Consider the following 11,274-nt stretch of genomic DNA (forward strand, 5'->3'; position numbering starts at 1 on the left):
CTCTGAGGGCGTTGAGTGCTTCAGGGGCCAACACCAAGAGGCCAACCAGCGTGCCGCCAATGGCGCTGCGCAACCCGAGTCCATTCAGGCTGGCCTCAATCAGCTCGCCCATGGACTCCGCGTTGATCACGAGAATCAGCAGCCCAGCAGCGAGCCAAGCCACCGCCGGGGCAACCTCTGGGATGCCCTCATGGCCGCCATCCGCTGCCCCGAGCCATTGGCGTTGCTCGCGGCTTTCGGTGAACAGCCCGCGGTAGCTACCGGTTTGAAAGGCGATAAAGACGCTGAAGAGCCCAAGAGCCGCACCAATCAGGACCACATTTCCGGGGCCGTTGAAGTTGGCTTCTGTGGTTTGGGTGGTGAAGTTCGGAACGATGAGCGCCAGAACACTGATGGTCGTAATCAGGTTCACGTAGGTCATGCTCCCGCCGAGGTTCATGGCAGCCAGATCACTGTCTTGCAGGGGCTCCCGCAGCGTTTTCTCCTGTTCTCGAGCGGCCTCAAAGACGCTGATGCCCTTGATTCCGGTGAGGGCGATCATCAGCACCGCGAACATCGAATCGCGGGCCAGGGTTGGGTTGGCCTCTCCGCTGCCCATGGTGCTGGCAATCAGGGCGAGCTCCACCACCACGGCTGAACCGGTCAGGATCAGCGTTCCAAACGGTTCCCCCAGCCGAATCGCCAGGGCATCGGCGTAATGGACCACCCGCAGGGCGAGCAGCAGGATGACCCCTCCAAGCCCAGCTAGACCCAGCAGCAGTGGGAGGACACTTCCCTCCAGCAGCCAGGGCAGGAGGTTCGTGGCGTGCAAGCCGATCAGCGTGCCCGCACCGAGCAGCAACACGACGAAGGACGTTCGCCGTTCGTGGGTTGGTGACTGTTCCACATCCACCAACTAGCCAGAGACCGGCTCTTTAAACAGTTGCGAGGCTGCGGTTGGCGATCTCGCGGCCTCTGCGCATCCTGCAGGCAGGGCAGGACTTGGGTGTGGTGAGGATCGATCGAGGGGCCACCTGGCTTGCTCCGGTGCGGCTGTTTCTGCGCCAGAACCTGGCCATTCAGATCCTGGAGGGCCTGGTGGCCGGGATCCTGGTGGGCCGGCTGCTGCCCGCCTCGGCCCTGGCGCCGTTGAGTGGCCTTGGGGATGGCTTCATTCGGCTGTTTCAGATGCCGGTCCTGCCCTTTTTGAGCGTGTCCTTGATCGCCGGGGTGGGGCGCCTGCAGTTCGCTCAGGCCAGCCGGTTGCTGGGCCGCTCGGCCCTGGTGCTGATCGGCTTTTGGCTGGTGGTGCTGCTGGCGGTGTTGCTGGTGCCCTTGGGCTTCCCCAGCTGGCATGACGCCTCGTTCTTCAAGCCGAGCCTGCTGCAGGCCCCCAAGCCCCTGGACCTCACCGAGCTCTTCATTCCGGTGAACCCCTTTGCGGCCTTCGCGGAGACCCAGATCCCGGCGGTGGTGCTGTTCTCCCTGGCGCTTGGCATTGCCCTGATCGCCGTTCCAAAACGGCAACCGCTGATCGACGTCTTTGACCGGATCGCCGAGGCCCTACTCGGCATCTCCGCCTTTGTGGCCCGTTTCACCCCGCTTGGGGTGTTCGCGATCCTGGCGACAGCCAGCGCCTCGATCGAGAGCTCCCAGCTGCCGCGCCTGGCGGTCTATGTCGTGCTGCAGGGCGGGATCGCGCTGCTGCTGGCCGGCTTGTTTTTGCCCCTGGTGATTGCCGGGGTGACGCCGATTCCGGTGCGCCAGTTGCTGCGCAGCTTCCGCACCCCACTGACCATCGCCTTTGCCACCGCGAACATGCTCGTGGTGCTGCCGATCTTGGTGGAGCTCTCCAAAAAGCTCCTCTACGAGGCCCGTGCGGCGCACCTGGCTCCAGGGGTGAGCGAGCAGGAGCTCAAGGATCAGGTGGACCTTCCCGTTGAGGTGCTGGCGCCGCTGGCCCTGGTCTTTCCGGACATGGGGCGCCTGCTCTCCCTCGCCTTTGTGCCCTTTGCCGGTTGGCTGACGGGCAACTCCATCAGCCTGCAGGAGATGCCGGGCTTCCTGCTGACGGGTCTGGCCAGTGCCTTCCTTGAGGGGATTTTGGCGATGACCTTTCTGCTGGATCGCATGGGCCTGCCCAGCGATCTGGTGCAGCTCTACATCGCCATTGATCAACTGGCGGTGGCGCGTCTGGGCACCCTGCTGGCCTGCATGAGCGTCATCGCCCTGGTGATCATCGGCACCTGGGTGTCGCTTGAGGGGTTTCCCAAGCGCTTCAGGCGCCTGGTGCCGGCGGCCACCGCCCTGGCGGTCTTCCCGGGATTTGTTCTCTTGAGCCGTGTGGGCTTCCAGCTGCTGCCCAAGCCGGTCAATAGCGCCCGCGACCAGTTGATGCACCAGGACTTTGCCCTGGCCAAGGGCCGCGCCCCTGTGGTGCAGGGCTGGTCGCCCGTGGATCAGCCGGGGGATTGGCAAGCGATTCGCCGGGCCCAGGCGATTCGCTACTGCGTCCATGAGCAGGACTATCCGATGGCCTATCGCAATGCCGATGGCGAGCTGGTGGGAGCCGATGTGGAGATGGGGATGCTCTTTGCCAAGCAGATGGGCCTCAAGCCCAGTTATGTCCTGATCGACCGGATCGGCAACGAGAACGACCCCCGCCCTGATGGGCTGCAGGCCCTGGAGCGGGGCTACTGCGACCTCAAGCTCTCCAGTGACGTCATGGCGCCGATGCAGGCGGCCCGCACTCGCTTCACCGATGCGCACCTGACCTACGGCGTTGCCCTGCTGATCAAGGGCTCAGCCCTGAGCAGCAAGCGCCAGTGGAGTGATCTGGTGGAGGTCCAAGGTCTGCGGGTGGGCCTGGGGTTTGAAGCCCCATTCCTGCTGCGCCTCGTTGCCGGCTGGTTGCCCCAGGCCAAATTCATCAGCTCCCAGGGGACCGATGCATTGCTGAAGGCGCTGCAGGAGGGCCGGCTGGATGCGGTTTTGGTGACGGCGCAGCAGGGGGCGTCCTGGAACGTGCTCCAGCCCAACCTCACCTTGTTGGTGCCCCAGCCGCTGAAAAGTCTTCCGGCGGCGCGGCAGTTGCCGTGGAAGAGCGCCGCCTTGGCGGGGGTCTGGAATGCCTGGCTGCGCTTCCAGGAGATGGATGGCACCCGTCAGACGGTCTACCGCCACTGGGTCGAGGGCATTGAGCTCCGCAAGGACAAGTCCTGAGGCCAGGGAGTGCCGCTTGAAAAGCACGGGAAACCGTCGCCCCCAATACCCCCAGGTCGCTTCACAAGGCTTTACAGTTCCTACACGTTTCGTAACGACGCCTTCCAATGGCTGACTCCAACACCCGTTTCGGCTTCGTCGCTTTCGCTGAGACCTGGAATGGCCGCCTGGCCATGATGGGCTTCGTGATCGGCCTGGGCACCGAACTGCTGACCGGCCAGGGCATCCTGACCCAGATCGGCCTCGGCTGATCCCGTCGTCATCGACAAACGAAAGCCCCCGGTGCACTGCACCGGGGGCTTTTTGCTGTCTGGAGCGTGGGGCGCCCGCTCAGGGCTGCCAGTCGGCAGCCGGGGGTTCCTTGTCGCTGTCCTTCAGGGAAGGGAAGAGCTCGCGGATCGCTGCGGTCAAGGTGGAGCGGGCCTCCTGGCGGAAAGCCTCAGCGGCATCGGCCGGCAGGACCGGATAGCTGGTCTCGCTGTTGCCATCCCCGCGTAGGGGTTTCCAGCTGGTCTTCTCGTTGCGCTTGAGTTCCTCGAGCACATCGACGAAACCGAACTGGGCGACTCGGCCGGCGGCGGCCGCCTTGCTGGCGAGCTGCTCGCGCACGGCGATCAGTTCCTTGGCCTTGAGGGTGTCGGGTAGACCCAGCACGGGCTGGTAGTAGTCGATCGCCCGCAGTTCCTCCTGCAGCAGGATCGGCCAGGCGGCCACTTCGCTCTCACCCAGACCAGCGGCGCTATCGCTGGTGGCCATGGCATCGCGGTAGAAGGCGAGCCAGCGGTAGTAGGACTTGTCCTGGAGCTTTTTCTTCTCGGCCTTGCCGGTGACGATCTTGGGCAGGGCTGCCTCAGCCTTGCGCAGGAAGATCCGGTCCTCGCGCTCCAGGTTGATGGCGCCCCAGCGGTGGCGGTATTCCCAGAGCTCTTCGTATTTACGGCAGTCTTCGGGGCTCCAGCCCAGTTCCTTCAGCTCGCCGGACCGGTGGTTCTCGCTCGTCTGCACGCTTTGACGCTTGGCTTTGGGTCACCCTAGGCCGATAGGGTCAAGGCAGGCAGGCCTTCCCATGACAGACCCCTCGCAGCAACTGGATCTTCAGGCGGTCGACGGCGGTCCGATCGGGGTCATGATCTGCGGCCACGGCAGTCGCAACAAACAGGCCGTCACCGAATTCGCCCAGTTGGCCCAGGGACTGCGCCGCCAGCTGCCGGATGTACCGGTCGAATACGGCTATCTGGAATTTGCCCGCCCGATCCTGCGGGACGGCCTCGACAGCCTGCGCTCCCAGGGGGTCAAGCGGGTTCTGGCGGTGCCCGGGATGCTCTTTGCCGCGGGCCACGCCAAAAACGACATCCCCTCGGTTCTCAATAGTTACGCCGCCGAGACCGGCCTGCGCATTGATTACGGCCGCGAGCTGGGGGTCGACCTCAAGATGATCCAGGCCGCCGGCGCCCGGATCCGCGAAGCCCTCGATCGGGCGAACGCCCAGGCCGAGGTGCCCCTGGCCGAGACCCTGCTGGTGGTGGTGGGCCGGGGCTCCTCCGACCCCGATGCCAACTCCAACGTCTCCAAGGTGACGCGGATGCTCGTCGAGGGGTTTGGCTTCGGCTGGGGCGAGACCGTCTATTCCGGTGTGACCTTCCCCCTGGTGGAGCCCGGCCTGCGCCATGTGGTGCGCCTGGGCTTCAAGCGGGTGATCGTCTTCCCCTATTTCCTCTTCTCTGGGGTTCTGGTCAGTCGCATTCGCCAGCACACCCAGCTGGTGGCGGCCGACCATCCCGAGGTGGAGTTCGTCGATGCCTCCTACTTAGGGGATCACCCTCTGGTGATCGACACCTTTAAGGAGCGGGTTGAGGAGGTCGTGCGCGGCGAGACCCAGATGAACTGCTCGCTCTGCAAGTACCGGGCTCAGGTCCTGGGCTTTGAGACCGAGGTCGGGGCTCCCCAGCAGAGCCACCACCACCACGTCGAGGGCCTGATCGAGGGCTGCACCCTCTGCGAGCTCGAGTGCACCGGTGCCTGTCAGCCCGATGGCATCCCGATTCCCCTGGGCCACCACCACCATCACGACCACGACCATTCCCACGAGCACGGTCACAGCCACGACCACAGCCACGATCACGCTCACGATCACGGGCATACCCACACCCCCTATCCCCACGCCGAGCACCCCCTCGGCCCGAAGACGCTTTACAAACCGCGTCCCAAATCGGAAGAAAACCCCTCGGAATAAGCCCGCTCAACCGTCTCGAATCCAGGCGCGTCCCACGAGACTGGTCTGCATAAGCCCTGCTTATCTTTTCCGGCTTTCCCCAGGGGGCTGAGCTTTTCCCCAGGGGAGATTGATCTTTTCCACAACTTGCGCGACCTGCTTGCGCGCGGTAAGGGCATTCCTGGGGAATGCGCGCTTTCGTCCGCAGGTCGCTTGACAGGGGGATGCCCATGGCTAGGCGACGCCCTGAGCGGTCTGGGAATCAGTTCAAGACCCCAGTCAGCGACTGCTGTCTCAGCCTGTCTCTCCCACGGTGTCGTGGATGCAACACGCTTTGACGGGGGCCGTCGCTTTGTGGCTTGCTGGTTGGCGTCGCAGGAGTGAATTGTTGGAGCCCAGCCGCTTGAACCACCAGGGTGTTGAAGGCCTGCAAGAGCGAGAGGTTTCCGATCACCCCTTGTTTGGTGAGGACCCGGAGCGGGCGCATCTGAACCGCTGCCTGGAGCAGTCGGAGCCGGCGAGCGATCAGCCCCAGGGGGCGCCTCGCATCAGCCTTGAGGCCGAGGTGCCGGAGGCCCTCTTTGATGGGATGAAGTCCTTCTTGAGCAATCGACCCGATTGGGATCAGTACCGGGTGATCACCTCAGCCCTGGCTGGTTTTCTGTTCCAGAACGGCTGCAGCGACCAGTCCGTCACCCAGCACTACCTCAACGGTCTGTTCGTCAGCGCAGCTGACTCCTGAGTCCCGCCTCAGAGTTCCCCGCGCTTCATCGCGGCCGCAGCGTGGTCACAGGCCCTCCAGGTGAGGGCCATTTCTGTGAGGGTGGGGCTCTGCCAGCCGGCGCTGGGCCAGCAGCTGCCGTCGGTCACCAGCAGGTTGGGGGTGCGCCAGAGCTGGTTCCAGCGGTTGAGAACGCCCAGCTCCTCGCGTTCCGCCATGGGCGCTCCCCCGAGTTCATGGATGTAGTAGCCCGGTGGGGCGGCCCCCGGTGAGAGGGCCAGGCTGCCCTGAACAAGCGGCTCAATCAGGGGCATCACAAAGAGGTCGGCGAGCGGTTTGATCTGGCCGCCGGCCGACCGCACGACCGCCTCCATCCGCTGGCCCATGTGGTCGACCATGGCCTGCTCGTTCTCGCCCCAGCGGCAGTCGATATGGGCGATGGGAATCCCCCAGGCATCCCTGCGCTCGGGGTGCAGGCTGACCTGGTTGTGGCTTTGGCTGAGGACCTCGCCATGGCCGATCAGGAAGCCCACGGCACTGCCGCGCTCGCGCTGCAGCAGTTGGGGCGGATCAAAGCGTTGGATGCCGCACCAGAGGCCATAGCCCCGTTTGAAGTCCCGTGATTCCAGGGTGTTCGGAATGAAGCAACTGCCCGCACCGGAGAGTTCGCTGCTCCCCGCGGCCGGTTGATCGGGGATCGAGAAGAAGCAGCTGCGGGAGATGTGGTCCATCAGCCCCTGCCCGAGCCTGCCGCTGACGTCCTCCAGGCCGCTCTGCTGCTGGGAGTGCAGCAGCAGCCTGAGGCTCTCAATCGTGCTGGCGCAGAGCACCACCAGGGGGGCCTTGGCGCAGAAGTGCTCGCCGCTCTGGCGATCAATCGCCTCGACGCCCTCGGCGCGGCCGCTGGCGCGGTCGATCAGCACGTGGCTGACCACGCTGTTGCTGCGCAGCTCCACCCGGCCGCTGGCCAGGGCAATGGCCAGGGCGCCGCCCTGGGAGCAGGAACGGGGCCAGGGGGTCTGGGCGCTCTTGCTGAGCTCGAAGCCGCGGGAGTGGATCAAGGGCAGCTCCAGATCCCGGCGAATCGAGCGGCCCAGGTGCTCCTCGGCGGGGGTCAGGGGCATTGGCTCCTGGAACTCCCCATCGGGCAGCTGCGGTAGGCCATCCCGCTTGCCCTTCACGGCCAGCAGCGTCTCGAGCTGGCTGTACCAGGGGGCCAGGTCGTCATGGGCGATCGGCCAGTCCTGGCCATGGCCATCCCGGCTTGCTCCCTTGAGCTCGTAGTCGGAGAGCCGCAGGGTGATGCCTCCCCAGGTGAGGCTTTTGCCACCCACTTGTCTCCCCCGGGTCCAGAGGAAGGGGCGATCGCCTGGGGTGGAGTAGGGGTTGCGCTGCTCATCGACGAACAGCTCCGGGTTGGCCTTCCAGTAGCCCGGGTGATTCGCTGCGATCCGCTGCCGGCCGCTGCTGATGTTGGCCAGGCGTTTGAGGCTGTTGAGGGGCTCGCTGCCAAAGGCCCGCTTGGCACTGAGCTCCGGGCCGGCCTCCAGCACCAGAACCCGCAGGCCCGCCTGGGCAAGGGCCATGGCTGCCACCCCACCGGTGGCCCCGGAGCCGACGACGATTGCGTCAGGGTTGCTAGCAGCCATCAGGGTTTCAGCCATCAAAAAAGCCCCGGCACTTCAGAGAAGGCCGGGGCTTTTGGAGTTGGTGGCGGGGGGCGGATTTGAACCACCGACCTTCGGGTTATGAGCCCGACGAGCTACCAGACTGCTCTACCCCGCGGCGACCCAGAAACCTTACAGCACAGCGGATCCCTCCGGCAATGGAGCCAGGATGGACTCAGCCCCTGACTCCTATGGCACTGCATCTGCTGCTGGACTCGGCCGACCCCAGCGCCTGGGAGCAGTGGCTGCCCACGGGGCTCTTTGGCGGGGTGACGACCAACCCGACGCTGCTGAAACGTGCGGGCCAGCCCTGCACCCTGGAGAACCTCCGGGCCTTGAGCGAGCGGGCCCTGGCGATGGGTGTGCAGGAGTTGCATCTGCAGGCCTGGGGGGCGGATCTGGTGGGCTGCGGAGCTGCCCTGGCGGCGATCGCGCCCGATCGCATCTGGGTGAAGCTGCCCATCACCCGCCCTGGCCTGGAGGCTGCCCGGGAGCTGCAGCAGCAGGGCTGCCGGATCACCTTCACCGCCTGCTACGAACCCCAGCAGGTGCTGCTGGCGGCAGCCCTTGGGGTGGACTACATCGCCCCCTACCTCGGGCGCATCAGTGACCTGGGCCGCGATGGCCATGGGGAGCTGATCGCGATGCAGCGCTGCATCGATGCCTTGGGTTCGACCCTGCGTCTGCTGGTGGCCAGCCTGCGCAGCGCCTCAGATCTGCCGCGCCTGGCGGCCGAGGGCCTGAACACCTTCACCATCAGCCCAGCGATCGCCCAGGCGCTCTTCAGCGTTGAGGCCACCGAGGCCGCGGCGGCCCAGTTCGAGCGCGATGCGCTCTAGTTGCCGTTGTCGAAGCGCAGTTCGCCGCTGACCTCGAGCTTGACCGCGGTGTTGGGCACCAGGAACTGAGTGCTGAGTTCTTCGAGGGTCATCGGCGTGAGCCACTCGAGCTGCTCCATCAGGTGCAGGGCGACGGCCTGCTTGGCGCGGCGGGCTCCGTCCTCCACCTTGATCGCCAATCCCAACCCTTCGCCGACTCGGCTGAGGCATTGGATCCCCTCGGCGCCCCCCTTGCTCAGCACCTGGCCGTGGCTGCTGCGCATCACGGCGGTGTCAAAGCGACCCTCGCCGGCCACCAGGTCGGGGTGGGCGAGCATCGAGCGGCAGAGGCGCTCGAGTTCGGGGTTCTGTCCGGCTCCGAGATGGGCAAAGAGCAGTGCCATCTGAGCCAGCTGCAGTTGCAGGGTCGGTGCGCCGCAGTCATCGCGGGCCGTGATCAGTTCCGCGGCGGGCATCCCCAGCAGTTCGGCGACGCGCTTGAGGACCTGCTGCTGCAGCGGGTGCTCGATCTGGAGGTAGGTCTCCAGCGGCCAGTGCATCTTGCGGCAGGTGGCGAGAAAGGCGGCGTGCTTGCCCGAGCAGTTGTGCTCCAGCGGGCTCTGCTTGCCGGCGGGGGTGGGGCACTGCAGCTGCTCGCTTTCGAGGTCGGCCTTCCAGAGGATCTTGAAGGCCTCGCGGGCCTGGCCCGCCTCCCCGGCGTGGGAGGCGCAGGCAATGGCGAGGGCGCGGTCGTCGTGTTGCCCCAGATCGGCCGCTCCACTGCTGACGAAGATCTGGGCCTGGAAGGGCTTGAGCGCGGAGCGGATGAAGCTCAGCTGCTGCGGATCACCAGCGCGCATCAGGATCCGGCCGCGTTGGTCACAGACCACGGCATGGACGCGGTGCAGCGATTCGCCGATCCCGTTGCGGGTGAGGCGCACCTCCAGGGGGGGCACCCCAGGACGGCTACCGAAGCTGCTGGAGAAGGTCATGTCAGAGAGCCTGACAGAGTCCCGTCGAGAGCAAGAGCAGTCCGCCGGTTGCGGCCAGGGCGAGTTGGATCTTGCGCAGGACTGGCTTGACTTCGTGGGTGGCCACCAGCAGATCCTGCTGTCTCCAGGCGAGTGGCTTTTCCCAGACCTGCCCGTCGTACCAACCGGATTCTTCGTACTCCACCTGGGTGGAGGTCAGGCGCCGCAGCACGGTTCTCCAGCCCAGCCACTGGCGCGTCAGCATCAGCAGTGGCACGACGCAGGCGCCGGCGGCTCCGGCGGCGGTGAGTGCTGCGGGGTCGTGGCGTAGGGCAAAGCTGCCGGTCGCCAGGTAGAGCGTCAGCGGCATCGCAATCAGCCAGCTCTGGATCAAGGGCTGGGCGATGTTCTGCTGGGCCCAGGCAAAAAACAGGGAGTCCTGCAGTTCCTTGTATTGCTCCAGCGGGCGCTGCTCTGGCGGGACCGGACAGGGCGTGCTGTTGCTGAGCCCCGGCGAAGGATCGCTAGCAGCCATTGCGTGTCCGGCTCAGGCCGGTGGAGCCTCGGCCGAGCCTACGAAGCTCTCCACCTCACCGTGGCCCCAGAAGGACTCCAGGTCGTAGTAGCTGCGCTCGTCCGGGGTGAGGCAGTGCACGATCACCTCGCCGTAATCCAGCAGCACCCAGCGCCCCTCGTTCTGCCCTTCCTTGCGCAGGGGCAGGCGGCCGGTGTGCTCCTCGAGCTTGTCCTCAACGGAGCGGCCCATGGCGCGCACCTGGACATCGGTGAAGCCACTGGCAATCACGAACCAGTCGGCGATCGAGGAGATCTCCTCCACCCGAATCAGAACGATGTCGGTGGCTTTGCGGTCGTCACAGGCATCGGCGGCCAGCAGCGCCAGGGCTTTGCTGTCGTCGAGGTCGAGCCGGGGTCGGTTGGGGTCGGGACTGGGCTTGGCGGCTTGGGCCTCAGCCATAAACGTTCTCGCTGCTCACGGAGTGTCGGGAGCCCTGTTGCTGGGCCATCTCAGCCCGGGCTTTGCCTGCACTCTTGCGCAGCGCCTCCAGGCGGTCCTCGTAGAAGCTGCGCTTTTTCTTCTTGCGGGTCTGCTCCACCAGCTCCTTGAGGGCCCCGCCGAGGCTCTTGTAGGCGTTGGGCAGGGTGTAGCCGAAGCGGCAGGCCAAATCGATCGCCCGCTCATCGGCGGCGATGGCGTCCTGCAGACGCTTCTCGGAGTTGTTCTTGAGATAGAGGCGGTAGCCGGCAAAGCCGGATAGGCCCATGGCCATCAGCAGCAGCAGGCCGTCCTGAACCCAGAGTTCACCGATGGCGCCACCCAGGCCGATGGCCAGGGCCGCCATCTCCCAGCCGTCCCGGGGGACGGAGTCGTTCTGGATGCGGCCGACCTCATGCCAGAAGAGCAGGTTGCGGTGGTCGATCGCCAGGGCATCCCACTTCTGGAGATCCAGCTGAACCTCCACCTCATCGCGGCCGATCTCCTCGATGGTGATCAGCGGCGGGTCTGCTGAGGCCGCGGCTTCCACAAACACCCAGCTCTGCATCTCGGGAGGCAGCAGCCCCTTCAGGCGCTGGAGTTCGCTCATGAGGACGCTTCGGCCGTGTTGAAGACAACACTAGCCACGACGGGATCGTTGGCTGGGTCTGGCTTAACAGCAAGGGGTTT

12 protein-coding genes and 1 tRNA gene are annotated in these 11,274 nt (G+C 65.6%); 5 read left to right on the plus strand and 8 right to left on the minus strand.

What is annotated here, in order from left to right; all coding sequences use genetic code 11:
- On the minus strand, nt 1-886 hold an 886-nt coding region (locus QZ184_RS01785), incomplete at its 3' end, for a sodium:calcium antiporter (RefSeq protein WP_296417867.1).
- Nucleotides 887-936: 50 nt separating this feature from the next.
- On the opposite strand from QZ184_RS01785, the gene QZ184_RS01790 reads away from it, so the two are divergent.
- Nucleotides 937-3,201, plus strand: a complete 2,265-nt coding sequence (locus tag QZ184_RS01790; protein ID WP_296417869.1) for a cation:dicarboxylase symporter family transporter — start codon at nt 937-939, stop codon at nt 3,199-3,201.
- A gap of 107 nt (nt 3,202-3,308) precedes the next feature.
- Nucleotides 3,309-3,452, plus strand: coding sequence for a chlorophyll a/b-binding protein (locus QZ184_RS01795; protein WP_010317717.1), 144 nt, complete (start codon nt 3,309-3,311; stop codon nt 3,450-3,452).
- Nucleotides 3,453-3,531: 79 nt separating this feature from the next.
- Here QZ184_RS01795 and QZ184_RS01800 read toward each other — a convergent pair whose 3' ends face one another.
- Nucleotides 3,532-4,206, minus strand: a complete 675-nt coding sequence (locus QZ184_RS01800; RefSeq protein WP_296417871.1) for a hypothetical protein — start codon at nt 4,204-4,206, stop codon at nt 3,532-3,534.
- A 61-nt stretch (nt 4,207-4,267) separates the two neighbouring features.
- On the opposite strand from QZ184_RS01800, the gene QZ184_RS01805 reads away from it, so the two are divergent.
- Together QZ184_RS01805 and QZ184_RS01810 are read left to right on the plus strand one after the other, a co-directional pair.
- Complete coding sequence (locus tag QZ184_RS01805) at nt 4,268-5,434, plus strand: sirohydrochlorin chelatase (RefSeq protein ID WP_010317719.1); 1,167 nt, start codon at nt 4,268-4,270, stop codon at nt 5,432-5,434.
- Between the two features lie 367 nt (nt 5,435-5,801).
- Nucleotides 5,802-6,155: a DUF2811 domain-containing protein gene (locus tag QZ184_RS01810; RefSeq protein ID WP_363159436.1), complete on the plus strand. Its 354-nt coding sequence runs from the start codon at nt 5,802-5,804 to the stop codon at nt 6,153-6,155.
- A gap of 8 nt (nt 6,156-6,163) precedes the next feature.
- Here the strand turns inward: QZ184_RS01810 and QZ184_RS01815 are convergent, their stop codons facing one another.
- Nucleotides 6,164-7,783: a GMC family oxidoreductase gene (locus QZ184_RS01815; RefSeq protein ID WP_296417873.1), complete on the minus strand. Its 1,620-nt coding sequence runs from the start codon at nt 7,781-7,783 to the stop codon at nt 6,164-6,166.
- A gap of 59 nt (nt 7,784-7,842) precedes the next feature.
- Nucleotides 7,843-7,919: transfer RNA gene (locus QZ184_RS01820), tRNA-Met, on the minus strand.
- A 73-nt stretch (nt 7,920-7,992) separates the two neighbouring features.
- Here QZ184_RS01820 and QZ184_RS01825 point away from each other — a divergent pair.
- Nucleotides 7,993-8,640, plus strand: a complete 648-nt coding sequence (locus QZ184_RS01825) for a transaldolase family protein (protein ID WP_029626377.1) — start codon at nt 7,993-7,995, stop codon at nt 8,638-8,640.
- Here the strand turns inward: QZ184_RS01825 and QZ184_RS01830 are convergent.
- The 4 genes from QZ184_RS01830 to QZ184_RS01845 are packed head-to-tail and all read right to left on the minus strand — an operon-like array spanning nt 8,637 to nt 11,194.
- Nucleotides 8,637-9,611, minus strand: coding sequence for an asparaginase (locus QZ184_RS01830; protein ID WP_010317723.1), 975 nt, complete (start codon nt 9,609-9,611; stop codon nt 8,637-8,639). The genes QZ184_RS01825 and QZ184_RS01830 overlap by 4 nt on opposite strands.
- Before the next feature lies 1 nt (nt 9,612).
- Nucleotides 9,613-10,125, minus strand: a complete 513-nt coding sequence (locus QZ184_RS01835) for a CGLD27 family protein (RefSeq protein WP_247478925.1) — start codon at nt 10,123-10,125, stop codon at nt 9,613-9,615.
- 12 nt (nt 10,126-10,137) lie between these two features.
- Nucleotides 10,138-10,566, minus strand: a complete 429-nt coding sequence (gene rsfS, locus QZ184_RS01840; RefSeq protein ID WP_247478923.1) for a ribosome silencing factor — start codon at nt 10,564-10,566, stop codon at nt 10,138-10,140.
- Nucleotides 10,559-11,194: a DUF3318 domain-containing protein gene (locus QZ184_RS01845; RefSeq protein WP_010317727.1), complete on the minus strand. Its 636-nt coding sequence runs from the start codon at nt 11,192-11,194 to the stop codon at nt 10,559-10,561. The genes rsfS and QZ184_RS01845 overlap by 8 nt, the downstream gene beginning before the upstream one ends.
- Nucleotides 11,195-11,274 lie beyond the last annotated feature (80 nt).

It is taken from the genome of Vulcanococcus sp. DEBay_Sum22DG08_74 (genome assembly GCF_017852955.1).
In the GTDB taxonomy this organism is placed as follows: Bacteria; Cyanobacteriota; Cyanobacteriia; order PCC-6307; family Cyanobiaceae; genus Vulcanococcus.